The following is a 24,652-nucleotide window of genomic DNA, read 5'->3' as shown; positions in this document are numbered from 1 at the left end:
TGACCATAATATAACGATAATGCTCTAAAAACTAAAACTAGGAATAACATGAAAAGTAAAAAAGTCTCAGACATTATGATTGAAGTGTTGGAACAAGTCGGCGTAAAGCACTGTTACGGCATCGTTGGAGATACGCTCAATCACTTTACCGATTCTTTATCGCGTAGTTCTATTCAATGGATCAATGTTCGCCATGAAGAAGTCGGTGCATTTGCAGCAGGTGCAGATTCATTGATGAGTGGCAATTTAACAGTATGTGCTGGCTCATGTGGTCCTGGAAGCTTGCATTTTATTAATGGTCTGTACGAATCACACCGTAATGGTGCGCCTGTGGTTTTGATCGCAAGCCAACTTTCAACCGAACAAGCAGGCTATTTAGATTTTCCCCAATATGTCGACTTTAAAGAAATTTATAAAAGTTGTTCTGTATATTGCGAGGAGATCAAAGCAGCCAGTCAAGTCAGACATGTGATGACATTGGCCTGTCAGGCAGCACTGAATAAACGTGGCGTAGCGGTGGTCATTATGCCAACCAATATCAGCAGTCAATATATCCAGGAATCATTGGATTTCAGGGTACATCATCCGCAGCCTGAAACTACGCCTAATCCTGCTGAACTTGATCAGATTAAAAACTTCATCAATGCTCATCAAAAAGTCACGATTTATGCGGGTATTGGAGCTCAGTATGCTCACGATGAAGTGGTTGAACTTTCGAAAAAATTAAATGCACCCGTTGTGCATACCTCACGTGCGAAACATTTTATTGAATATGATAATCCTCATAATATGGGGATGAATGGTATGTATGGTAATAAAGCAGCCTTACATGCGATTAATCATAGTGAGGTATTGTTACTGCTTGGAACGGACTTTGCGTGGCCACAGTTTTATCCTAAACACGCGAAGATTATTCAAATCGATGTCGATGCTACTCATTTAGGTCGTCGCTATCCTATAGATTTTGGTGCTGTTGGACATATTGCACCAACGCTGCGTGCATTAATCCCTTTAGTTGAAAACAAGCAGAACCAACACTTTATTCAAGAGTGCTTAGATTTAAAGAAAGTTGCAGATGCAGCTCGTTTGAAAGAAGAGCGTATAGGTAAAGATGGTTTGATCCACCCGCAATATGTGGTGGCGCTTCTCAACAAATATGCAGATGATGATGCATTTTTCACTGGAGATGCAGGCTCATCGAAACTATGGATGCTTCGTCACATCGATACCAATGGTAAGCGTAAATTGCTATGTAGTTTACTGCACGGTACGATGGCAAACTCGATGCCTCAAGCACTCGGGATTAAAAAAGCCTTTCCTGAACGTCAGGTGATTGCGCTATGTGGTGATGGTGGTCTGAGTATGCTGTTGGGTGATCTCATGACCATCGTACAGGAAAAGTTGCCGATCAAAATTGTTGTCTTTAATAACCATTCGCTCAATTTTGTAGAGCTTGAACAAAAAGTTGATGGCTTACTGGATAATTTTACCAAATTAGCGAACCCTGATTTTGGCAAAGTCGCTGAAGCGATCGGGATTTATGGCATGACTCAAAAAGATGGTCATGGTTTGGAAGCAGCTATTCAGAAATTTTTAGCTCATGATGGTCCTGCACTAATCGATATTCATACCAACCCTGTAGAGTTGGTGATGCCACCAGAACCAAAATTTGAGCAAGTGAAGGCGACTTCATTGTATGCGATGAAGGCGGTTTTAGCTGGTCGAGGAGATGAGGTAAAAGATCTAATCGTGAATAATTTTATAAAATAAAATCGTTCGTCTCTTTAATCATTTTTTATGACAGTTTCTTCAAGTACTCACGGGATATTTATATCTGCTAGGCTTGAAGAAGCTTTTTTATACCGTTAAGTAAAATTCTAATAAAGAATACAGTAAATTTACAATAAAAAATATCTTAAAAAATAAGTACTAACCCTTCATAAAATCATTTTGATCAATATCGTCATTGTTCCAAATGTTCATATTTTCTATAACTGTGTTCCATTTTTGATTCAGTCATGATCAAGATGTGGAGATCATTTGATCTATGAGAAAATATCAAATAGATCAAAATAATAATGTTAAAAATCACATAAATTAATGAACGGTTCGCGTATTAAGGTTTAATGATGAGAAGTTTTTTTCAAGTATTTTCACTTTCTATTCTTTCTTCAAGTGTATGGGCAGGTGCAGATTGGGATTATTACCACCCTGAACAATGGAACAACCTAAGCCCGAACTATGCAGCTTGTTCTGGTCAGAATCAGTCACCAATTAACATTGAGCGTTCTGTAAAAGCGGATTTGAAACCATTGCAGTTTAGCTATCAAACTTTGATTCAACGTATTCATAACAATGGTCATACGGTTCAAGTCGACTTTAAAGAAGGCGGAGAGTTGATGCTGGATGGTGATCGTTTTCAACTCAAGCAGTTTCATTTGCATACCCCAAGTGAAAATAAAATCCATGGCAAACAATATCCGCTAGAAATCCATTTTGTACATGCCAATGCCAAAGGAGAGCTGGCTGTCGTGGGGATGATGTATGCACAAGGTGCAGAGAATCCGCAATTGGCAAGAATATGGAATTCATTACCGAAGCAAAAAGGGCAAACAGTTGAGTTAAAACAGCCCCAGTCTGTTAATCATTTATTGCCAAAGAATTTGGATTATTATCGTTTTAGTGGGTCGCTCACCACACCTCCATGTTCCGAGGGTGTTCGCTGGCTAATTTTAAAAGAGATTCAAACAGCCTCAGCCAAGCAGATTGAGGACTTTGCAGAATTACTGGGACATCCGAATAATCGACCTATTCAGCCGTTGAATGGCCGTGTAGTTGTGGAGAATTGATAAAAAGGGAGTGGGGGAAATATTGATAGAGCATAGAATTCTCTAATAATTTTCTCCTCTCCCTATGGGATGATAAGCAATGCTTTGCAAGGGGATGAGGGATAGAGCAATAGTTAAAATCTGAAAAGCAACGGTTGATGTCTATGACGGAAGAGAGTGGTATCGGGATGTTGTTGGAATGTGGGATATTTTAGTTTTTTTTATTTTTAGTTTGAATAAGTGCAGTAAGGTACGTTATTTTAAAGATGACAAGACTTATGTCTAAATTAAATGTTCATTCATTTTTATATACATACAAAAAGAGAAAAAGAATAAATGAGTTTTTTCATCATCTTAGCTTTTATTGTGGTTGCAATATTATTCACAGCTTATAAATTATTTGGTTCTAATTTAACGCACCGTACCGTTGTCGAAGCTCAACAGGAGAATCAAGAGTCTAAGAGTCGGTCAGGTTTTGTTAAAGTGGATTTAACTGATGCTTCTACAGTCGTCATCTCATTGGCACAAGATAGTTTCATTCGCTTTAAAAACCAAAATCGTGTAAAGGGTGTCGAAACCGTACAAGAACCCAAAAATAATCGATATTGTTATTATGCTTGTAATTTGGGTGATGATGATGATCCTTATGAAAGGAATACTGAGCTAAATTTAGAACTCAATGGTAAAACTTTCAAATTTGACAATGTCTATGATCTTTCCCTTAAACAAACCAATGAGATCATTGAAGGAATTGAGTTCGAGCAAAGGTGGTCGAAAGCGAATAGTTCATTAGAAAATGCTTTCCAAGATTACAAACGCTTTATGCAGGATTTATTTGATTTAGGATGTCAAAACTATTTTGGTCTAGATGATATTCGTTATAAAAAAGAAGACTACAACAAAATTCTAGCTTCTGGTGATCATACTTGTCTCGCCCCTGATCTCATTCAATTTGATGAATTTAAATCTGTATTAGAATCTGAAGACTTTTTATCTCTCGATAGTTACTTTTATGTGGGGGATTTTGAAATTTCTATTTTTTATAACCGTGATTACTCAGCCACATTTGAGATAAGGTATTTAGCATCAATATACAGTGCTTTAAGTTTTTATGGTGCTGATGATTTATATCTTGATGAATTATCAATTAATGAAAAACAAATAAAACTAGAAAAATACAGAGAAGAATGTTTATTGGCTCGTAAGGAAGAAGAGCAGGAGATTAAGAAAGCAGGGTTTGAAGTTGATGAAGGTTATAACGATCCTTTCATTCAATTTAAGATTTAGCTTAATTCAAGCAACAATAATTAAGATCATAATGAATAGTTCTCTCTCCTTGTAGGAGAGGGCTAGGGAGAGGTTCTAAAATTTGATAATCTAGAGAAAATAATAAAAATTAAATCCAACATGAACAAGAAGCTCGATCGTCAATTACTCATCTTCGCTAAATCCATGCGACACACCGCTACCGATGCAGAGCATCTGGTGTGGAAAATCCTACGCGCCAAGCGATTTATGAATCTTAAATTTCGCCGTCAGCATGTGATCCAACCCTATATTGTAGATTATTACTTTCATGAAATTGGTTTAATCATTGAGTTGGATGGAAGTCAGCATGGAATGGATGATGTAATTGAATATGATGCTGAACGAACCAAGTTTTAGAGGCTTTAGGTTTGAAAGTGGTTCGGTATTGGAATCATGATGTGTTGGGACGGACGGATGTGGTGTTGGAAGATTTGTGGCAGAGGTGTACTGAATTAAAAAATACCTCTCCCTAATCCTCTCCTGAAAGCAGAGAAAAATCTATTGCGAAGGTCATACGTGAAAATTATGTGACTATCTTTGTTTTAGATATTAAAAATCCAAAAACAATAGGTCAGTAAATATTGTAAAAAAATGATGATTTATTGTTGAAAAAATGTACTAAGCCCATATATATAAAAATGTATGCAGGAATAAGAGATATAAGAATGGCTAGAACGATTAATGGTGCACTTAATGAATTAGTACAAGATAAAGTTAATTTATTGAAAAGTCGCACTGATGCAGGTAGAAGAAGCCGAGATCATTTGCTTGAGCAAATTAAAAGACTTAATGACATCAGTTTGGAAAAGCTAGATTTCGCAGATACTTATAATTTGCCATTTGGCTCATTTTCTAGAAGAACTAAAGTCAAACCGCTTGATGATATCGATCAAATGATAGGTCTAAATGGTGGCAAACTAGTATGGAATGAAGCTACCAATTATGATGAAGCTATTATTTCAATTCTAAATCCATTGGATAAAGGAATTTGGTCTCAACTTCTGAATGATGATGATACTTTGAGTCCTATTAAGGTTCTGAATAGATTTAAGCGCATGTTGAGTGGAATGAGCGGGTATCAAAATCCACAATTAAACAGACGTCAGCAGGCTGTGACATTTCAAATGACCAGTAATGAATGGAACTTCGATTTAGTTCCATGTTTTTATACTCAAAGTGGAGTTTATTTAATCCCAAGTGGGAATGGTAATTATTGGATGAAAACTGATCCAAGGAAAGATCAGACTTTAGCAACGGAAGTTAATCGACAGCATAATGGAAAAGTATTAGAAATTATTCGTTTGATGAAATATTGGAACAAACAAGACAGAAAGCCGTCTATACCATCATCATATCTGTTGGAAGTTATGTTGTTATATTTTTATAAATCAAGATGGTTGACAACAGCAGGAACTTTGCAAGAAGAAGTTGAAAAAAGTCTAATTTATATACGTGATAATATTTACTCTTGGATTGAAGATCCAAAAGGCATCGAAGGTAATATCAACAGATTAGATCACGATGTTCAAAATAAAATTCATGCACGTGTTACCAATGACTTGGAAAATATTAAATATGGTAATTACTATGAAAGTATTGGTGAAAAAGAAAGAGCGTTTGAATATTGGGAAAAAGTGTTGGGTTCATTTTTTCCTGCTTATGGATGAGTTAGATGTCTAATATTTTATATAAGCAGAATTTAGATGATAATTTAAGATTATTAGCTGCACAAAGACAAAGTTATAATGAGGCTAAATTCTATCGATCAAGTTATCGAATTTTAGTCTTTGTACCATTTTTAATCAGTTTCCTAGTTATTAATTCTTATATTGATGCAACAGATCAGTATTCTGTTATACGTTTCTTGATAGATCTATTGGTTTTATTGTTGGGAGGTTTTTTAATGAAAAAATCCTCTTTATACCAAGTTTTAGGTGCAAATATACAGCAAAAATTTGATACTAATATTTTTGGATTGCCTTTTGAATGGAAAATTAAACAAGATATAACTGAAATAGAGCGCCTATATTGTAAGCATAAAAAAGATGAAAATATTGAAAGGCTTAGGAATTGGTATAATGATGAGATTCAAAATTTAGCCTATCCAAAAGATGTATTGGCTGCTCAAAAGCAGAATCTATTTTGGACGGATTCTGTACGTAAAGATTATATATTTTTTAATGTATTAATTTTTATAAGCTTACTATTTTTTATTGGATTAAGTATATTTATGTTTATCACTTACAGTGAATATCCACTTTGGAAGAAATTTTATGAAATTTTTGTAATATTATTATCGTTATATTTCTTCTTAGGAGAGAATATCTTAAGTAATTATAAGACTATTAGATTGTTAAATAATGCCAATAATAAATTTAGTAGTTTACAAAAACATATAGTGGATTCAGATGATATTAATTGTAGTAATAGAATGTTAGGTGATATTCAAGAAGAAATATTTGTATATCGAAAGCATGGGGTTTCAGTTCCTAATTATTATGATCGAATGAGAAAGTTCAAACTCGAATCTAGTTCTAGACGTATGATTAAAGATTTATTTAACTAAAAAAATCCCCTCATTAAGAGGGGATTTTTTTGAATCAAATTACAGCATTAAAGCGCTGCAATCTGCTCCATATTCGCTTTAATTTTGGTCAGAGAGTTCAGCACTTTATAGTCGAATAATACAATTTAAATGATTCCTTTATTTTGCATCACTTCTTTTAAGAAATCCTCAAAACGATTACATACTTTTTGTTGAGAATTACAAACTTCATATATCCCTAAATCATTACCAGTTTCATCGAGTTGAATAGCGTAGGCAGATATCCAAAGTAAATACTCAGAAAAAACGAAATAGTTAGGATAAGGGAAATCTTCTAAACCTTTGAAAATCTGAACAGGCTTAAATTCTTCCAAGCTAAAAAATGAAAATCCTTCATCACCAAAATTTCCTTCTCCTGTCCCATTAAAAAATAAAAAATATGCTTTTAAAATTTCAGGTAATCGAACTTGATAAGTTTGTTCAAAACGATCCATCTTTAGCTGAGTTGCAGGCTCATTGATTCGTAAGCCTTGTTTTAAACAATGTTCTTTTAATTCTTCAATCATCTTCATCGTTATCTCATTTATTTTAATGAAAAAGGGAAGCTACATAGAGCTTCCCTTTTTTAAGATTAAATCGCAAGCTTCAAATTAAAGCGCTGCAATCTGCTCCATATTCGCTTTAATCTTCGCTAACTGATCAGCAAATTCAGCAAGTTTTACTTTCTCACCTTCAACCACAGCCGCAGGTGCTTTCGCCACAAAACCTTCGTTAGAAAGTTTGTTGGCAATTTGGTCATGCTGTTTCTGAACTTTGTCTAAGTCTTTTTGTAGACGACCCAATTCCGCTTTCGGGTCAATTAAACCCTTCATTGGAACGAATACAGACACATGACCTACAACAGAAGAAGATGACAATGGCGGTTGTTCAGCATCGCTTAGGAAGGTAATGCTTTCAACTTTAGCCAATGCTTTAAACAACGGTTCAATACGTGCGATTTGCGCTTTCTCGCTATCCGTCGTGTTTTGAAGCAGAACAGGCAACAAGCGAGCATTACCTAAGCCCATCTCACCACGGATATTACGTACCGCACCAATCAAACCTTGAAGCCATTGCATATCAGCTTCAGCTTGTTCATTAATTAACGCTTGGTCAGCAACAGGGTACTGCGCCAGCATAATCGTTTCGCCAGAAATGTTTAACTTCGGCGCAAGCGTTTGCCAAATTTCTTCTGTTAAGTAAGGCATTAATGGATGTGCCAAACGTAAAGATGCTTCCATCACAGAAAGAAGAACACGACGCACTTCAGCTTTACGCTCAACCGATACATTTTCATCATTGAGAACAGGCTTAGTCAGTTCTACATACCAGTCACAGTATTCATTCCAAATGAACTCGTAAATCGCTTGTGCAGCCAAGTCTAAACGATACGTATCAAATGCCGTTTGTACCGCTTGTTCCGCTTTTTGTAGACGGCTCACAATCCACTGTTCAGGCAATTCCCAAAGGTCTTGACGCACCTCTTGACCAATCACTTGCTCTTCACAGTTCATCATCACGAAACGGGTAGCGTTCCAGATTTTATTCGCAAAGTTACGGTAACCTTCAACACGTTTCATGTCGAATTTAATGTCACGACCCGTGTTTGCAAGCGCACAGAATGTGAAACGAACTGCGTCTGTACCGTAAGATTGAATACCTTCTGGGAATTCTTTACGGGTTGATTTTTCAATCTTCGCTGCTTGTTTCGGGTTCATCAAACCTGTTGTACGTTTTTGTACTAAAGTTTCAAGATCAACACCGTCAATCAAATCTAGTGGGTCAAGCACGTTGCCCTTAGATTTAGACATCTTCTGACCTTCGCCATCACGAACCAAACCGTGCACATACACAGTTTTAAACGGCACTTGAGGTGTACCATCTGCATTTTTCATGAAGTGCATCGTAAGCATAATCATACGAGCAACCCAGAAGAAAATGATGTCGAAACCTGTTACAAGAACATCAGTCGGGTGGAACGTATTTAAGAAGTAGTTTTCTTTATCTTTGGCTTCGTCACCCGTCCAACCTAAAGTTGAGAACGTCCAAAGACCCGATGAGAACCATGTATCCAATACATCTTCGTCTTGATCTAATTGAACATCGGCAGGAATGTTGTTTTTCTCACGAACTTCAGCTTCATTGCGACCAACGTAAACATTACCTTCCGCATCGTACCAAGCAGGGATACGGTGACCCCACCACAATTGACGAGAGATACACCAATCTTGAATGTTGTTCATCCAAGCCATGTACATGTTGCTGTACTGCTCAGGTACAAATTTGATGTCGCCATCTTTTACGGCTTTGATTGCAGGTTCAGCAAGCGGTGCAATCTTCACGTACCATTGGTCTGTTAATAACGGCTCAACGATTACACCTGAACGGTCACCGCGAGGTGGCTTCAATGTGTACGGTTGAATTTGGTCTAACCAGCCTTCAGCTTCCGCTTGCTCTACTAACTTTTTACGCGCTTCAAAACGCTCTAAACCAACATAGTCCGCAGGTGCAGGGATGGTTTTAGAAATTTGCTCGCCGGCTTTCGCAATGTATTCAAACTCAGCCAACACTTCAGCATTTTTGTTGAAGATGTTGATGATTGGCAATTCGCAACGTTTACCTACTTCATAGTCATTGAAGTCATGTGCAGGGGTGATTTTTACACAGCCTGTACCGAATTCTTTGTCAACATATTCATCTTTAACGATTGGAACAGCACGACCTGTAATCGGTAGGATAATGTTCTTACCAACTAAAGCAGCATAGCGTTCATCATCAAGCGCAACAGCAACCGCTGTATCACCTAATAATGTTTCAGGACGAGTCGTTGCCACAACGATATGATCTTTACCATCGTGCGTGCGAAGTGACTTATCTTCAAAGAAGTATTTGAAGTGCCACAATGAACCTTGTTCTTCTTTATCAGACTCAACTTCAAGGTCAGAAAGGGCAGTTTGTAATTTAGGATCCCAGTTAACAAGGCGTTTACCACGGTAGATCAAACCATCTTCATGCAGTTTTACAAACACTTCTTTTACAGCATTGGATAAACCTTCATCCATGGTAAAGCGTTCACGTGACCAGTCGACAGAAGAACCTAAACGACGAATTTGACGGGTAATATTACCGCCAGATTGTTCTTTCCATTCCCATACTTTTTCGATGAATTTATCACGACCCAAGTCATGACGGCTTACGCCTTGCGCACCTAACTGACGCTCTACAACCATTTGCGTTGCGATACCCGCATGGTCAGTACCTGGTTGCCAAAGCGTGTTAAAACCTGACATACGCTTATGACGTGTCAAAGCATCCATGATGGCATTGTTAAAACCATGACCCATGTGCAAGCTACCAGTGACGTTTGGTGGCGGAATCATGATACAGAAAGACTCGCCTTTTTCAGACGGCTTAAAGTAACCGCGTTCTTCCCAAGTTTGGTACCATTTTTTCTCGATCTCGGTCGGATCGTAGGTTGTAGCAATATTTTGCGCTGAATCAGTCATAGTTCGAACAGATCAAAAGTAGATAAAAAATTGCATCTATTGTAGCAAAAAAAATGCATGGAGAGGCACGTTAAGCAAATGCATTCTCGTTTCAAATCCCACACAATCGAACAGTAATTGATTTTGAATAACACTAAAGCCAGCGTCAACTCGCGGAATCGGCCTGACAATAAAGGATAACAATCGCATGACCTATACTATTTCTTTGCGCTTACAACCTGAAACTTATCAGCAATATCAAACCATTCACCAAAAACTCAATGCAGGAGATCGTGAAGCGCAAGCTAAAATTCTTGGAGATAATCTGTCCAAAATTGCTTGTGAGATTATTGATCAAGCCTTTGGCACACTGGTCAGAGATTCTAATGCAAAGGATCAAGACTCAGCAAAAGTATTGAAACAAGTGCAAGATGCAATCTTGAAATACATGCCTTGGTCAGTATCTTTTTTTGGTAATGATCGCTTAACGCCTATGGTGAATCATGTACAAAGTTTGATGTATGAACAAGATGGAAAATACTATATTTCATACCCAGTTGAAAAAGTTATTGTGAATGAGTTACTGGGCTGTGCAGAACGTATGCGTGAAGGTCAAAATCAATATGTTGCTCCCGGCTTAAAAGCCTTCACTAAAGTGGTTGATCAAGGCGTTACGAGCTTAATTCGTGAACCTAAAAAAATGCTGAAATTTAATATGGTGGTGGATAAAACCTTAAATGGTGTGATCAGTTTGACCACAGGATTAGGGTATAAGCGATTTGAAAATTTAAGCAAAATTCATGATGCACAAAGTATCGTGAAGTACTTTGACCATTTTTTGGTTTTTCTTGATAATGAAGGACAGCAAAAAGCAAAATTAAATGCTTAAACCATAAGGATAAAGGGAATGGCAAAGTTGGAACAGCTTGATCAGAAAGTGGTGTGGATTACAGGTGCATCATCGGGTCTTGGTAAAGCGTTGGCTGCTGAATGTGCCAGCTTAGGGGCACAGGTTATATTGACGGCTCGTCGTTTTGAAGAGCTGGAAACGGTAAGACAGTCTTTGGCACACCCAGAACGACATATTTCCATTAAAGCGGATATCACAGATGAATCACAAGTTCGTCATGCTTATGAACAAGTTCTCCAACAAAAGGGACGTATTGATTGGTTAATCAATAATGCAGGTCTATCACAACGTGCATTAATTAAAGACACGACCATGCAAACTGAACGTGCGATCATGGAAGTTGACTATTTCTCTCAAGTCTTTTTAACCAAAACGGTTTTGCGGACTTTTCAGCAACAGAAGTCAGGACGAATTGCCTTTATCTCAAGCGTCGCTGGTTTATTGGGTACACAATATCGTGCGACTTATTCGGCAGCCAAAGGTGCGATTCATATGTGGGCGAATAGCTTACGTGCTGAAGTTGCGCAAGATGGTGTGGGTGTCTCGGTGATTTTCCCGGGATTCGTGAAAACCAATGTGTCCTTTAACGCTTTAAACGGTGAAGGAAAGCCCCAAGGTTATCAAGATGAGGCTATTGAAAATGGTTTAGAAGCAGAGGAATTTGCTAAACAAACCGTACAGGCATTATTGAAAGGGGATGAGTATATTGTCGTGGGTGGGGCAAAAGAAAAATTAGGCGTCTTTATTTCACGGTTATCACCAGCAATACTGTATCGAATGATCCGAAAAATGAAAGTAAAGTAATTTTTAATGATCGTGACCCGCGTATCGATGAGAAAAATTTTATCAACTATGTCTGGTTTTCTATCTCAATGATCATGCGAGCGATAAGGGGTTTGAAGACTCCTCAAATAAAGTATAGGGCTTGAGTGACTACTACATACCTGTAAAGAAAAAGAGAGACTTTTAGTCTCTCTTTTGTATAGCAGTTCCGTAAGCGAATACTTCAACCATTCCACCTTGAAGTCCTAAATCTGTGGTGCTGAGTCTTAACCCTAAGATTTCAGTTGCGCCCATTTTTTCAGCTTCAAGTTTAAGTCTAACAATAGCTTCACGTCTTGCACGTTCAACAATACTTTCATAACTGCGTAAGCGTCCACCAAAGAAATTTTGGATTTGCGCAAGTACAAACTTAAAATAATCATGCGAAATCACAACATTACTGCTGATCATTTGTCCATGGTTTTCAGAAGTTTTAAAACGCTGACTATCTAACTTGATATAAGCTAAGCGCGCTTCTTGTTCATCAAGTTGCTTAAGATGCTTTTGTTCATTATAGCGACCAAATCCAAATCCAATACAAAATAGGATGAGAAAGATGACCACCTGAAAAATGATACCATCCATAACGAATCCTTAAGAGGTGAATGGATCAGGAATTTTAGGTGCATTCGGTGTGACATACACAGCTGTGCCATAAACAAATAATTCGGAAGCACCTTGGGTAATATTGGAAGTTGAGAAACGAATTCCGACAATCGCATTCGCCCCTAAGCCACGTGCTTTATCAATCATACGATTCATTGCTTCTTGACGAGACTCTTCAAGTAATTCCGTGTATGCGGTGAGTTCTCCACCGACGATATTCTTAAGTCCTGCGAGTAAATCACGCCCGACGTGTTTACTTCTGACGGTACTGCCATATACCACGTCAAATTGTTGTTGAATTTGATGACCAGGTACAGATTCTAAATTACTTAACAGCATGTGATTGAAGTCGTTTTAAAAAGGATAATTAATGACAAAATATCAGTATTTGGGACAATAAAAAAGCCCACCGAGGTGAGCTTTGTTTAAACAAAAAATTACTTCTTGTCGTATTTTAAATCTGAGCTTGAAGGCTGATAAATCACTTGATCCGTAGTATTAGTTTTTAAGCCACCACCGAGTGATTTATAGAGCTCGATTTGGTTGTTAAGGTTCGCTTGTTCAAGCAGCAATAAACCTTGCTCAGCACTATACGATGTACGTTGCGCATCTAATACAGTTAAGAAACTGTCAATACCAGCGCGGAAGCGGGCATTTGAGAGTTTGTAGGTTGTATTGGTCGCATCAACTAAACGGCGTTGTGCAGTTAAACGTTCACCGATATTTTGACGCACTGCCAAAGCATCATTCACTTCACGGAACGCAGATTGAATTGATTTTTCATAATCAGACAATGCGATCTGTTGCTGTGTTTCAGAGACTTTAATATTGGCACGACGTGTACCCCAGTCAAAGATTGGTATATCTAGACTAGGACCAACAGACCAAACAAAAGCGCCAGACTTGAATAAATCACTTAAGTCTGTTGATGCATAACCTGCTGAACCTGTGAGGCTAATGGTTGGGAATAAACGCGCTTTTGCAGCACCGATATTCGCACCAGCCGCACTTAGCTGATATTCAGCCGCTTTAACATCTGGACGGTTGTTGAGTAGATCACTTGGCAAACCAGCCGCAAAAGCAGTGGTTGATGTCACACGTGTGATTCTCTCTTTAGGCAATAAATTGTCAGGTAGTGGTTGACCTACAAGGAGGTTTAACGCATTAACCGCTTGTGCAATTTGAGTCTTGTATTCAGCAACATCACCACGTGCCGTCTCAACAGAAACTTGAGCCTGACGAAGCGGAACTTCACTGTCGATTCCCACATCAAAACGTTTTTTGTTGAGATTGTAAGATTCAAGTTGAGCTTTTAGCGTCTGTTCAGCGAGCTTAAGATTCGCTTGCGCATATGAGTAAGCCAACCAAGCTTGAGCTGTTTGGCTAATCAAGGCAATTTGAGTGGCATCACGTGCGCTTGCAGTTGAAAGATAAGTGTCTAGGGCATTGTCTTTCAAGCTTCTAACACGACCCCAAAAATCAATTTCATAAGCCGTTAAACCTAAACCTACATTATAGGTTGTTACTGGGCTTGGCGAATTGACCGTGTCTTGTCGTAAAACACCACCACTTGCACCAATCGTAGGCAATTGATTGTTTTGGCTGATTTGAAATTGTTGACGTGCTAATTCGATATTTAGCGTCGCTTTACGAAGATCACGGTTATTTGCCAAGGCTAAATCCAAAACTTGGATTAAGCGTTGATCTACAAAAAAATCTTTATAACCTTGCTCCGCAATAGATGGACCAGAAGCATTGCCAAGATAACTTCCTGGAATATTGGCTTGAGTGACCGGTTCTGGACCACGCATGCTTTGACATGCTGTCAAAGCAAGCGCAATTGCAGATACCGCAATGCTACGACCTGTAATAGACCATACGTTTTGCATCACGAAATTTGCTCCTGTTTATTTTGTTTTGGTTTTGTTTTAAAGATACTTCGGATCCATACATAGAACACTGGAATAAAGAAGATCCCTAAAAGTGTTGAGCTGATTACACCACCAAGTACACCATAACCCACGGAATGTTGACTTCCTGCACCTGCGCCAGAAGCGAGAGCTAGTGGAAGAACACCAAAACCGAAAGCCAATGTGGTCATAATGATTGGACGTAAACGCATTTTCGCGGCATGCAAGGTTGCTTCGAAGAGTTCTTCACCTTGATCTTGAAGCTCTTTCGCAAATTCTACAATCAAGATCGCATTCTTCGCGGACAAACCAATCACGGCAATAATCGCCACTTGGAAGTAGATGTTATTTGAAAGGTTTGGATCTTTCAAAATAATCATTCCCAAGAATGTTAAGGCAAGTGCACCAACAATACCCAATGGCACAACCATGAGTACAGAGAATGGGATAGACCAACTTTCATATAAGGCTGCCAAGCAGAGGAAGACAATCAATAACGAAAGAGCATAAAGGAATGGTGCTTGTGCGCCAGACTCACGTTCTTCGAGAGATAAACCTGTCCATTCGTAATCGAAGCCTTGTAAGCCCATTGAAGGAAGCTTTGCAATGATTTCTTCAACCGCGGCCATTGCATCACCCGAACTCACACCTGGAGCTGGAGTACCTGTGATGTTCATGGAAGAAACGCCGTTATAACGCTCTAAACGTGGTGAACCATAAGTCCATTCGCCTGTTGCGAACGCTGAGAATGGAACCATCGTACCTTGGTTATTGCGGACATACCACTTGTCTAAGTCTTCAGGCATCATACGAGAGCTCGCTTCACCTTGGACATACACTTTTTTCACACGACCACGATCGATGAAGTCATTAATGTATGAACCACCCCATGCCATACCCATCGTACTATTGATTTCAGCAATGCTGACTCCCATAGCACCTGCTTGAGCATGATCGACGATGACACGATATTGAGGCGTATCTTCTTGTCCGTTAGGACGAACACCTGTTAAGCGCTGATCTTGAGAAGCTAAGCCGAGTACAGCATTACGTGCTGCTAATAATTGCTCGTGACTTTGACCTGCAGCTGCTTTTAACTGTAGGTTAAAGCCTGCACTCACGCCCAACTCCGGCATTGCTGGAAGTTGAAGAGGCATGATATAGCTGGCATCTTTCACAATCATATTCAGTGCCATACCACGTTGGATAATTGCACCGACCTGAGATTCAGGAGAGGTACGGTCTTTCCAGTCTTTCAACTTAATGAAGGCAAGACCCGCATTTTGACCAATACCTGTGAACGAGAAACCAGCAACACTAAATACAGATTCAACATGTTCTTTCTCGTTATTGAGGAAGAAGCCTGTCATTTGATCAATTGTTTTACCAGTGCGTTCAAGCGTTGCATTTGGTGGTAGCTGAACGAGAGTCATCACCACACCTTGGTCTTCATCTGGTAAGAATGAAGAAGGAAGGTTGACAAATAACCAGCCCATCACAGCAATCACAACACCATAGACCAATCCTGCAAATAGCTTGGCATGTGTTAAACGGTTTACGCCGTTTTGATATTTCACCGAAATTTTGTCAAAACCATTGTTAAACCAACGGAAGAAACGGGCAAAAATGTTATTGCTTTGAGGTTTGTTGGCATCATGTTTTTTCAACATGGTCGCACACAATGCAGGGGTAAAGGTTAATGCAACAATCAATGAAAGGATCATTGCTGTAACGAGTGTGATAGAGAACTGACGATAAATTACACCTGTCGTACCCCCCATGAATGCCATAGGTACGAATACTGCAGTTAAGACAGAGGTAATACCAATCAATGCACCAGAGATCTGTCCCATCGACTTTTCAGTCGCTTCCACAGGCTCAAGATGCTCTTCTGTCATCACACGTTCAACGTTTTCTACGACGACAATCGCATCATCCACCAGAAGACCAATGGCGAGAACCATAGCGAACATGGTTAATGTGTTGATCGAGAATCCGAACATGTTGATCACGGCAAATGTACCCAATACAACCACTGGAACAGCCATTGTTGGAATAATGGTTGCACGCCAGTTTTGTAGGAACAAGAACATGACCAAGAATACGAGGATAATCGCTTCAATTAAGGTTTTCACAACACTTTTAATTGAGAGCTCAATAAATGGTGTTGTATCAAATGCAAGTTTGTCCACCATACCTGTTGGGTAGTTTGGACGTAATTCTTTTAAACGATCTTCAATCGCTTGGGCTGTATCTAATGCGTTTGCACCCGTTGCCAAACGAATCGCTACACCACCTGCAGGTTGACCATTAAATTTAGAGTCAAATGCATAATTATCTGCACCTAATTCAATTTTAGCGACATCACCTAAACGAACTTGTGCACCATTTGGTGAGTTCTTAAGGAAAATATTTGAAAATTGTTCAGGTGTTTGTAAAAGACTTTGAGCAGTTACAGTCGCATTTAAAACTTGACCCTGTACAGAAGGTGCACCACCTAACTGACCTACCGCCACTTGCGCATTCTGAGTTCTTAATGCATTTGCAATATCACTCGGTGTAACTTGCAAGTTGGCCATTTTGGATGGGTCCATCCAAATTCGCATAGCATATGAACCACCAAATACTTGCACTTCACCAACACCAGTCACACGGCTAAGTGGTTCAGAGATATTTGAGTTTACATAGTCTTTAATGTCATTTGCATCTAATGCATCTGACTCAGAATAAAACGCAATAACTTGTAAGAAGCTTGCGCCAGACTTGGTAACTTTTAAACCTTGACGTTGTACGTCTTCAGGCAAAAGTGCAGTCGCTGATTGAAGTTTATTTTGAACTTGTACCTGTGCAATATCAGGATCGATACCTTGTTCAAAGTTTAGAGTAATGGAAGCTTGTCCATTACCAGCACTGTTAGATGAGATGTAACGTAACCCATCCAAGCCATTCATTTGTTGTTCAATAATTTGCGTTACTGTGTTTTCTACAGTTTCAGCAGATGCACCCGGATATGTTGCAGAAATCGATACCGTTGGTGGTGCAATCGTTGGGTATTGCGCAATTGGCATCTTGGTGAGGGATAAAATACCCGCCAACATGATGACCAATGCAATCACCCAAGCGAAAATTGGGCGATGGATAAAAAAGTGAGCCATTCAGTCTACTCCTTATGCATTTGAAGTAGCTTTTTGTTCAGATTGAGCTGCTGGCTTTGCTTGTTGACCATCTTTGCCGGCTTGAGGTGCTGCAGCTTGAGGTTGGTAAGGTTTAGCTACAACTTGTTGTTCGGGTTTAACTTTCGCCACACCATCTACAATGACCTTATCACCCGTATTTAGACCTTTGGTCACAATCCAATCTTTACCTTGCACACCTGCAGTCTCAATTGGACGTACTTCAACTGCACCTTTCGCATTCACGATCATCGCAGTCGCTTGACCTGTTGGTGTACGGGTCACAGCCGCTTGAGGCACTAAAATCGCATTAGGAATTACACCTTGCACAATTTGAGCATTAGTGAACATTCCTGGCAATAATAATTGGTTCGGATTTGAGAACACAGCACGTAGGGTAACTGTCCCTGTTTCTGGATTTACACTTGCATCAGAGAATGCAAGATTACCTTCAATAGGGTAGATGCTGCCATCTTCAAGTTTTAAACGAACTTTAGTATTGTTGCTGCGGTCGATGCTGCCTTGACTCAACTGTTGACGTAAACGAAGAAGCTCAGCACTTGATTGGTTGATATCGACATAGATTGGATCAAGCTGTTGGATTGTTACCAATGCTTCAGGTTGATTAGCCGTTACCAATGCACCTGCAGTCACACTAGAGCGACCTGATTGCCCTGAAATGGGTGAGCGAACAGTAGAATAACCTAAGTTAATCTGCGCATTTTTCACCGCTGCTTCTGAAGCTGCAACATCTGCTTGTGCCAATTTAACTTGTGCTTGTAGATCATCAAATTCTTGCTTAGACACAGCATTGATACCGACAAGTTGGCGATAACGGTCAGCTTTAACTTGAAGCGCATTGAGATTGGCTTTTTGACGAACTAAGGCTGCTTTTGCACTGTCTAAGTTCGCACGGTTGGTATTTGCATCAATTTCGTACAGAGGTTGTCCTTCACGCACAAAACTACCTTCAGCAAACAGACGCTTTAAAATCACACCGCTTGCTTGCGGACGTACTTCAGAAATTTGATAGGCTGAAGTTCGACCCGAAAGCTCGACAGTTTGTTCAACACTTTGTGGTTGAGCAACGATGACACCAACTTCAGTTGGCGGCATTTGCTGTTGTGCAGCGGCTTGCTCTGCATCTTTTGGATCTTTGCTACAACCCACAAGTGCAATACTTGTTGCAAGAGCACAAGCAGTGAGGGCAGGGGCCCAAAGCTTTGCCGACATCATTATTCCACCTCGTTAGATTTTTCTCTAAAAATAATTGTTTGCTTTGCTATCCGTTGTGATAGGACTAACCACAGTATAGTCAGCCATATCAACGCAATACTCCAACCTGCAACAACATCTGTCGGGTAATGAGCACCGAGATAAACCCGTGAAAAACCCATGCCAACAAACCATATACAGGCAGCGACGAAAATGATTCTACTTTGATGATGGTTTCGAAAGATCATGATCATCAAACCAGCAATCACTGCTGCATAGAGACTATGTGCGCTTGGAAATGCGGCTCCATAAGTTTCAACGATTTGATAAATTGCATTTGGACGAGGTCGGTCGAAAGCATATTTGAGTAACCAGCCAAGACAGGCACCACCAACGAGACCAAGTGAGATAAATAGACAGTTAGCATATTGTTTTAATCGCCATTGCTGTAAGGTCCAAATCGCCACGCACATCAGCATGATCGGTAAACCGCCAACATGAGACAATAAAACCGCAATTCCATCTAAGAGGGGATTGCGGTGTTGACTCATCCATGAAACAGCAGTGAGATCGAGCTGTTGTATCGTTGGAATATAGATTCCTATACTACTTATCGTTATTCCTAAACAACCTATTAAAATCAGTAAGTAAGGCATATAAAATAACCTGAGTTATATTATAGTCGCATACATTTATTGCATGAATGCGTCAAAGTGTACTCGCCAGTACACTTTTTTTCAAGTCAGTGTAAAAGCATAATTTATAGTAATTTCATTACAATGTGCATCTTATTTTTAGCACAAAAAATAACACTAATATCTAATGAGAAGATTTCTTTGGTGAAATTGGATCTTCGACCTCTAAAGGTTGTTTGGGGGGCCAGAAAAAGTCCATTGGTCGTGTAACAAAGTGAGTAAATACTAATTTTGCCAGAGGTTTCCATTGTTCAAAACGAACACGTCTTGCGCGTAATGCCACAATAATAGTGAGACTAAAGCTGACAAATAAGTTGGTCAAACCAATTAATAATACACCAAGGAATGAAACAATAATGAGCCCTATTTCAGGCGTGCCATTGATACTCAATAGGCCCTGCATAAAGTTTGCTGAAGCAAAGGCAATATGACGAATATCTAAAGGCAGACCAAGAATAAAGCCAATTGTCCCCATGCTGCCTAGCATGATTCCGAACAGGAAATTCCCGGCTAGTGCTCCTAAATTACGTTCAATATAGTTTGCAAACTTTTCCAGTCTGTCAGCACCTAGCCAGTTTTTTAAGCGATGATGTGCTTTTAAGCGAGGTCCGACTTTACGATACACTGCCATGTTGTCGAAGTAACCTGCGATCAAACCAGATAAAAATAGACATACACCTGCAATAGCTGCATGTGGGACTGCTAGGGATGTAAAAGGATTTAAACTATGAAGTAAATATGTTGCTTTACTGTGATTGAGTAATTGTTCACCCAAAATCAACGGCCACATCATGGTGATCAATGCTGCAACCGGGATTGCAATGGAAATATTGCCGAGAATAGCGACAAACTGCGTACGGATAATATTGATAATCAGTGCAGCAAGTTCTGCGATTTGTGCAGTTCGAGACCCTTTCTTTTGTTGAACTGTCGCGGCTAGGGCAGCTGCAGTCATAGCAGGTTGTTTGGTTGCAACCGTAAAATGGAGTACATGGATCAACATGAAACCTAATGCATAGTTCATGCTATACGCGAAGGCTTGCATGATAGGTGCCATGGCGATGCGCGCAGTGAGAATCTTCAAGGTCGCCATGATAGCGATAATGACGCCTGCACCTGCGGCTGATTTGTACATACTGAAGAAACCAGCTTTATTGGTACTTACATAATGTTCGCCAGTTTTACTGGCATTTTCAGTGACTTGTAATGCGATTAATTCACTGTTTGTTTTTAAAAGCTCTCGAACACTTCGCTCCTCATAGTGAGCCGCAACTAAATCTTGACATAACTCAGCGAGTGCTAAGTATTGAACTTTTCCAGTTTCAGTCAATAAGTTCAGTAATAGTTCAATACGATCTAAACATTGCTCAAGCAAAGACAATAAATAAGTGAGACTTAAACTCACCCCAATTCTTTTCGTAGCACGACGAATCTTCAAAACGACATCGCGGCACTGCTCGATCATCACCAAAGCCTGGTTGGCGTCGGGTACGACCATTTCAGTAAGATCATCAGCTTCACTATAATGTTTTTTGTATAGCTCAATAAATTCAATTATTTCACGATTCTGCACCAAAAAAGGTGACTCATATTCAGTCAGTTCTGGTTGTGCATTAATAAACTCAGGATAAAGTCCAATACCGCTGATACGGTAAGATAAAACTGTAATGGCTTTAATCATGTCGCGTTTGATGCCAAATTTTGCATCTAAGCTGCCATTACTTTGATTGACAATCTGAAAAAACTGAATCCATTGCTGATCTTCAATATTTTCTAGCCAATATTTATCGCTACGTAAATGAAAGACACGGAAGACTAAATCTTTTAGATCAGTTTCATCGGTCAAAAGGGGAAGAACATGCGCTCCCATTCGTTGACCCAACTGATTCCAAAAACCATCTAGAGAAAGAATCCCACTGTCCGCATAAATAGTGGTTTGTTTATAGCGATTGATCAGATGAACGATATAGGCTTGAAAAGTGGTGGCAGCAGTCGGCGTAATTAATAACGCTTGTATCAACGCCTGAAATTTTTGATTAATTTCTTCTAGGTTATAACTGTCTGATGGACGGATGCGATTAACGAGTTCAATGAGTATGTTTTCGTCTGGAGCAGCTTGATGATGGTCAAGTTGCTCCTGCATTTGTTTAAAAAGATCATTAAAGTTTATATGCATACGCAAATTTTTTTAGTTGAAGTTTATTGGATTCGATCTAATGCTAATTGCGCCAAATTATCAAGCGCTTGACGATAAATACTTTCAGGCAGTTGTAACAATGCCTCACGAGCTGCTGTAGTTTCTTCAACAGCACGTTCGCGACAGTAATCTAGTGCACCAGAGTTTTGAACAATCTGAATCACTTGATCCAAATGTTCAGTACCACCTGTAGTGATGCTACGACGGATAATATCGTGCTCTGCTCCAGAAGTTTTTTGTAGAGCAGCAATCAGTGGCAGTGTTGGCTTACCTTCCATTAAGTCATCGCCAATATTTTTACCAAGTGTTTCTGCGTCAGAGGTGTAATCGAGTATGTCATCTATGATTTGAAATGCATTCCCGAAATGACCTGCGTATTTTCTGAGTGCTTCACGATATTGATGTTGATTGGCAAGAATCGCAGCGCCTTCAGTCGCCAATTCAAACAAACGAGATGTTTTGCCGTGAATAATATCTAAATAAGTCGCTTCAGTGGTTTCAGGTTGATGTTGAGATTGCAGTTGAAGTACTTCTCCTTCAGCAATTTCACATGTTCCTGTTGAGAAGTCTTTTAATAACACCATATTGTTCAAATCTACGAGCAAATCGAAAGCTCTAGAAATCAGGAAGTCTCCAACGAGGACAGCGGTTTGGTTATTCCATGTTGCATTCGCTGTAGGACGACCACGGCGTAACCCAGACTCATCTACGACATCATCATGTACCAGTGTAGCGGTATGCAGCATTTCAATAATTGCAGCTAACTTTTGGGCATGCTCTAGGTTAGTTTCACCGCAAGCGCGAGCAGCCAATAAACACATAATAGGACGCATGCGTTTACCACCTGCCTCAACCACATGTTTGCTGACTGACATCACCAAAGCAACTTTAGAGCTGATTCCTTCATTAATAAGTTGGTCCATCGCAGCAAAGTCTGTAGCAACAGGTGCGAGAATGTCTTGCTTAAAATCGATGGCCATAACAATGAAGTCCTTATACAAACAGTAGATGTTACTCAGCTAGTGTAACAATTTAAGTGAAAGTTTTGGTCGCTTTGCCACATGAATATGCATGATTTTCTTAATGTTGTTCAGTTTCTATTCATGTTTGTGATTTAATCTTCATAATACCAATAAAACTTGATACGTTATTTGATATTCGAAGTAGTTCATTTTGTGAATAAATATAGTTTAATCAATCAGCAAATTGTTATTTTCATGTAAGAAATAGATATTTCGGGATGAAAGTTAACTTTTAGACAAAAGACCTTGTTGTTTATTTCATTATCACTTAAAATCTTTGCCCTTGAATAACCCCCAGTGGCGTTCGTTTTAAGATCGATATATTCCTTTATCGGCACGACGACACGGGCCTGTTGGAGTACATTATGTACGCAGTAATCCAAAGCGGTGGTAAACAACACCGTGTTGTTGAGGGTGAAACCCTTAAAGTTGAATTATTGAAAGCTGAAACTGGTTCTACTATTACGTTTGATGACGTATTAATGTTAGTGAACGGTGATAGCATTCAAATTGGTGCTCCAGTTGTTGCTGGTGCTAAAGTAACTGCTGAAGTAGTTAGCCATGGTCGTCACGACAAAATCCGCATCATCAAAATGCGTCGTCGTAAACACTATCGTAAACAACAAGGTCACCGTCAATGGTTCACTGAGTTGAAAATTACAGCTATTTCAGGCTAATTACGAGGAGTAAATAGACATGGCAACTAAAAAAGCCGGTGGTTCGACACGTAACGGTCGTGACTCAAATCCTAAAATGTTAGGTGTTAAAATGTTCGGTGGTCAAGCTGTGACTGCTGGTAACATTATCGTTCGTCAACGTGGTACAGAGTTCCACGCTGGTGCTAACGTTGGTATGGGTCGTGACCATACTTTATTTGCTACCGCTGATGGCGTGATCAAATTCGAAGTTAAAGGTCAATTTGGCCGTCGTTATGTATCTGTTGAAACTGTATAAGTTTTATCAGGCATAACCAAAAAACCCACTCTTGAGTGGGTTTTTTTATATCTGAAAGAAAGTTTTTGAACTGAAGTGAATCTTCATCATGATGAAGTATTTTCAACAATTTAGCTAAATAACAATACAAAAGTTCTTATTTTCTCAATTATTAGCGATCAAATTTGGTTTAAGATGACTCCATATCAAATGATGATCAATAACAAAAGGTGGGATCATGACAATGCTTCGTAAAACGATTGGTGCAATTACAATGAGTGCTGCAATGATGGCACCAGTCGCAAGCACTCAAGTTTTCGCAGCGCCAGTGGCTGCTTCGGAGCAACAAGCGACCGCAAACTTGGTTCGTCAATTAAACGGAATAAAAAGTTTAACGGCAAATTTTGAACAAACAACGAAAGCAACTAAATCTAGTAAAGCACCACAAAAACAAGGTTTGAGTGCTCAACATATGAATCAGACTTTTACTGGGGTGATGAAAGTTGCTCGTCCAGGTAAGTTCTATTGGGAAACTACAGCACCAGCAAAACAAACAATTGTGACTTCTGGAAAGATGATTTGGATCTATGACCCAGATCTACAGCAGGCAATTCGTCAAAATATGGATGAGCAAGTTGCCAATACACCAGCATTATTATTGTCTGGTAATACCAACCAAATTATGCAGTCATATCGTGTAACACAGCCAAATAAAGCTAAAACTTATTACACGTTATATCCTAAGCAGAAAGATGGTGCCTTTCAGAGTCTGACCATTAGTTTCGGTGCAAATAAAGCGCCAAGCTTAATGATTTTAGAAGATTCATTAGGACAAACTACACACGTTAAATTTAGTAATGTGAAAGTGAATGCAGGTATTCCGGATTCAACATTTAACTTTACACCGCCTAAAGGCACAGACATTATTGACCAATAATATAAAAGCAGCGTTTATCGCTGCTTT

At 39.3% G+C, this 24,652-nt stretch carries 20 protein-coding genes and 1 pseudogene; 11 read left to right on the top strand and 10 right to left on the bottom strand.

Annotated features, from left to right (window positions below; all coding sequences use genetic code 11):
* Window positions 1-48: 48 nt before the first annotated feature.
* The 6 genes and pseudogenes from AC1M9F_RS05885 (at window position 49) to AC1M9F_RS05860 (ending at window position 6,702) form a co-directional block, all read left to right on the top strand.
* Window positions 49-1,770: a thiamine pyrophosphate-dependent enzyme gene (locus AC1M9F_RS05885; protein WP_481597288.1), complete on the top strand. Its 1,722-nt coding sequence runs from the start codon at window positions 49-51 to the stop codon at window positions 1,768-1,770.
* 359 nt (window positions 1,771-2,129) lie between these two features.
* Window positions 2,130-2,849 (top strand): carbonic anhydrase, encoded by a 720-nt coding sequence (locus AC1M9F_RS05880; RefSeq protein ID WP_481597287.1) that lies wholly within the window; start codon window positions 2,130-2,132, stop codon window positions 2,847-2,849.
* A gap of 315 nt (window positions 2,850-3,164) precedes the next feature.
* Window positions 3,165-4,115, top strand: coding sequence for a hypothetical protein (locus tag AC1M9F_RS05875; RefSeq protein WP_481597286.1), 951 nt, complete (start codon window positions 3,165-3,167; stop codon window positions 4,113-4,115).
* A 120-nt stretch (window positions 4,116-4,235) separates the two neighbouring features.
* Window positions 4,236-4,609 (top strand): annotated as a pseudogene (locus AC1M9F_RS05870) (endonuclease domain-containing protein).
* A gap of 192 nt (window positions 4,610-4,801) precedes the next feature.
* Window positions 4,802-5,803, top strand: a complete 1,002-nt coding sequence (locus tag AC1M9F_RS05865) for an SMODS domain-containing nucleotidyltransferase (protein WP_481597285.1) — start codon at window positions 4,802-4,804, stop codon at window positions 5,801-5,803.
* Between the two features lie 5 nt (window positions 5,804-5,808).
* A complete protein-coding gene (locus AC1M9F_RS05860) occupies window positions 5,809-6,702 on the top strand; it encodes an S-4TM family putative pore-forming effector (RefSeq protein WP_481597284.1) in 894 nt (297 codons plus the stop codon).
* Between the two features lie 125 nt (window positions 6,703-6,827).
* On the opposite strand, the gene AC1M9F_RS05855 is transcribed toward AC1M9F_RS05860, so the two are convergent.
* On the bottom strand, window positions 6,828-7,253 hold the full coding sequence (locus AC1M9F_RS05855; protein ID WP_481597283.1) for an SMI1/KNR4 family protein: 426 nt from the start codon (window positions 7,251-7,253) through the stop codon (window positions 6,828-6,830).
* A 78-nt stretch (window positions 7,254-7,331) separates the two neighbouring features.
* Window positions 7,332-10,226, bottom strand: coding sequence for a valine--tRNA ligase (locus AC1M9F_RS05850; protein ID WP_481597282.1), 2,895 nt, complete (start codon window positions 10,224-10,226; stop codon window positions 7,332-7,334).
* Window positions 10,227-10,413: 187 nt separating this feature from the next.
* Here AC1M9F_RS05850 and AC1M9F_RS05845 point away from each other — a divergent pair, with 187 nt between their 5' ends.
* A complete protein-coding gene (locus AC1M9F_RS05845; protein WP_481597281.1) occupies window positions 10,414-11,094 on the top strand; it encodes a hypothetical protein in 681 nt (226 codons plus the stop codon).
* A gap of 18 nt (window positions 11,095-11,112) precedes the next feature.
* Window positions 11,113-11,919, top strand: coding sequence for an SDR family NAD(P)-dependent oxidoreductase (locus AC1M9F_RS05840; protein WP_481597280.1), 807 nt, complete (start codon window positions 11,113-11,115; stop codon window positions 11,917-11,919).
* A 162-nt stretch (window positions 11,920-12,081) separates the two neighbouring features.
* On the opposite strand, the gene AC1M9F_RS05835 is transcribed toward AC1M9F_RS05840, so the two are convergent.
* The 8 genes from AC1M9F_RS05835 to sdsA all read right to left on the bottom strand — a co-directional run bounded on the left by AC1M9F_RS05835 (window position 12,082) and on the right by sdsA (window position 22,713).
* The gene (locus AC1M9F_RS05835) at window positions 12,082-12,522 is read right to left on the bottom strand and encodes a YbjQ family protein (RefSeq protein ID WP_092766865.1); all 441 of its coding nucleotides are present in this window, start codon (window positions 12,520-12,522) and stop codon (window positions 12,082-12,084) included.
* 9 nt (window positions 12,523-12,531) lie between these two features.
* Window positions 12,532-12,882 (bottom strand): YbjQ family protein, encoded by a 351-nt coding sequence (locus tag AC1M9F_RS05830; RefSeq protein ID WP_092766864.1) that lies wholly within the window; start codon window positions 12,880-12,882, stop codon window positions 12,532-12,534.
* A 98-nt stretch (window positions 12,883-12,980) separates the two neighbouring features.
* On the bottom strand, window positions 12,981-14,432 hold the full coding sequence (gene adeK, locus AC1M9F_RS05825) for a multidrug efflux RND transporter AdeIJK outer membrane channel subunit AdeK (protein ID WP_035267849.1): 1,452 nt from the start codon (window positions 14,430-14,432) through the stop codon (window positions 12,981-12,983).
* The gene (locus AC1M9F_RS05820) at window positions 14,432-17,608 is read right to left on the bottom strand and encodes an efflux RND transporter permease subunit (RefSeq protein ID WP_481597279.1); all 3,177 of its coding nucleotides are present in this window, start codon (window positions 17,606-17,608) and stop codon (window positions 14,432-14,434) included. Before AC1M9F_RS05820 ends, adeK begins: the two co-directional genes overlap by 1 nt.
* Window positions 17,609-17,620: 12 nt before the next feature.
* On the bottom strand, window positions 17,621-18,862 hold the full coding sequence (locus AC1M9F_RS05815) for an efflux RND transporter periplasmic adaptor subunit (protein ID WP_035267853.1): 1,242 nt from the start codon (window positions 18,860-18,862) through the stop codon (window positions 17,621-17,623).
* A complete protein-coding gene (locus AC1M9F_RS05810; protein ID WP_481597278.1) occupies window positions 18,862-19,497 on the bottom strand; it encodes a phosphatase PAP2 family protein in 636 nt (211 codons plus the stop codon). The genes AC1M9F_RS05815 and AC1M9F_RS05810 overlap by 1 nt, the downstream gene beginning before the upstream one ends.
* 163 nt (window positions 19,498-19,660) lie before the next feature.
* Window positions 19,661-21,712, bottom strand: a complete 2,052-nt coding sequence (locus tag AC1M9F_RS05805; protein WP_180027964.1) for a site-specific recombinase — start codon at window positions 21,710-21,712, stop codon at window positions 19,661-19,663.
* 23 nt (window positions 21,713-21,735) lie between these two features.
* Window positions 21,736-22,713, bottom strand: coding sequence for an All-trans-nonaprenyl-diphosphate synthase (sdsA, locus tag AC1M9F_RS05800; protein WP_035267858.1), 978 nt, complete (start codon window positions 22,711-22,713; stop codon window positions 21,736-21,738).
* Window positions 22,714-23,120: 407 nt separating this feature from the next.
* Here sdsA and rplU point away from each other — a divergent pair, with 407 nt between their 5' ends.
* The 3 genes from rplU (at window position 23,121) to lolA (ending at window position 24,625) form a co-directional block, all read left to right on the top strand.
* Window positions 23,121-23,432, top strand: a complete 312-nt coding sequence (gene rplU / locus AC1M9F_RS05795) for a 50S ribosomal protein L21 (protein ID WP_035267860.1) — start codon at window positions 23,121-23,123, stop codon at window positions 23,430-23,432.
* Window positions 23,433-23,451: 19 nt separating this feature from the next.
* On the top strand, window positions 23,452-23,709 hold the full coding sequence (gene rpmA, locus AC1M9F_RS05790) for a 50S ribosomal protein L27 (protein ID WP_035267862.1): 258 nt from the start codon (window positions 23,452-23,454) through the stop codon (window positions 23,707-23,709).
* Between the two features lie 217 nt (window positions 23,710-23,926).
* A complete protein-coding gene (lolA, locus tag AC1M9F_RS05785; protein WP_035267863.1) occupies window positions 23,927-24,625 on the top strand; it encodes an outer membrane lipoprotein periplasmic chaperone LolA in 699 nt (232 codons plus the stop codon).
* The last annotated feature ends 27 nt before the right edge of the window (window positions 24,626-24,652 follow it).

It is taken from the genome of Acinetobacter sp. ANC_7504 (assembly GCF_056779995.1).
The sequence above is the reverse complement of the archived record's forward strand: the minus strand, read 5'-3'. Positions and strand labels throughout refer to the sequence as shown.

Excerpts from the sequence above, each read along its gene's own strand:
- AC1M9F_RS05885 (WP_481597288.1), top strand. The coding sequence starts at position 49 with ATGAAAAGTAAAAAAGTCTCAGACATTATGATTGAAGTGTTGGAACAA.
- AC1M9F_RS05880 (WP_481597287.1), top strand. The coding sequence starts at position 2,130 with ATGAGAAGTTTTTTTCAAGTATTTTCACTTTCTATTCTTTCTTCAAGT.
- AC1M9F_RS05875 (WP_481597286.1), top strand. The coding sequence starts at position 3,165 with ATGAGTTTTTTCATCATCTTAGCTTTTATTGTGGTTGCAATATTATTC.
- AC1M9F_RS05865 (WP_481597285.1), top strand. The coding sequence starts at position 4,802 with ATGGCTAGAACGATTAATGGTGCACTTAATGAATTAGTACAAGATAAA.
- AC1M9F_RS05860 (WP_481597284.1), top strand. The coding sequence starts at position 5,809 with ATGTCTAATATTTTATATAAGCAGAATTTAGATGATAATTTAAGATTA.
- AC1M9F_RS05855 (WP_481597283.1), bottom strand. The coding sequence starts at position 7,253 with ATGAAGATGATTGAAGAATTAAAAGAACATTGTTTAAAACAAGGCTTA.
- AC1M9F_RS05850 (WP_481597282.1), bottom strand. The coding sequence starts at position 10,226 with ATGACTGATTCAGCGCAAAATATTGCTACAACCTACGATCCGACCGAG.
- AC1M9F_RS05845 (WP_481597281.1), top strand. The coding sequence starts at position 10,414 with ATGACCTATACTATTTCTTTGCGCTTACAACCTGAAACTTATCAGCAA.
- AC1M9F_RS05840 (WP_481597280.1), top strand. The coding sequence starts at position 11,113 with ATGGCAAAGTTGGAACAGCTTGATCAGAAAGTGGTGTGGATTACAGGT.
- AC1M9F_RS05835 (WP_092766865.1), bottom strand. The coding sequence starts at position 12,522 with ATGGATGGTATCATTTTTCAGGTGGTCATCTTTCTCATCCTATTTTGT.
- AC1M9F_RS05830 (WP_092766864.1), bottom strand. The coding sequence starts at position 12,882 with ATGCTGTTAAGTAATTTAGAATCTGTACCTGGTCATCAAATTCAACAA.
- adeK (WP_035267849.1), bottom strand. The coding sequence starts at position 14,432 with ATGCAAAACGTATGGTCTATTACAGGTCGTAGCATTGCGGTATCTGCA.
- AC1M9F_RS05820 (WP_481597279.1), bottom strand. The coding sequence starts at position 17,608 with ATGGCTCACTTTTTTATCCATCGCCCAATTTTCGCTTGGGTGATTGCA.
- AC1M9F_RS05815 (WP_035267853.1), bottom strand. The coding sequence starts at position 18,862 with ATGATGTCGGCAAAGCTTTGGGCCCCTGCCCTCACTGCTTGTGCTCTT.
- AC1M9F_RS05810 (WP_481597278.1), bottom strand. The coding sequence starts at position 19,497 with ATGCCTTACTTACTGATTTTAATAGGTTGTTTAGGAATAACGATAAGT.
- AC1M9F_RS05805 (WP_180027964.1), bottom strand. The coding sequence starts at position 21,712 with ATGCATATAAACTTTAATGATCTTTTTAAACAAATGCAGGAGCAACTT.
- sdsA (WP_035267858.1), bottom strand. The coding sequence starts at position 22,713 with ATGGCCATCGATTTTAAGCAAGACATTCTCGCACCTGTTGCTACAGAC.
- rplU (WP_035267860.1), top strand. The coding sequence starts at position 23,121 with ATGTACGCAGTAATCCAAAGCGGTGGTAAACAACACCGTGTTGTTGAG.
- rpmA (WP_035267862.1), top strand. The coding sequence starts at position 23,452 with ATGGCAACTAAAAAAGCCGGTGGTTCGACACGTAACGGTCGTGACTCA.
- lolA (WP_035267863.1), top strand. The coding sequence starts at position 23,927 with ATGACAATGCTTCGTAAAACGATTGGTGCAATTACAATGAGTGCTGCA.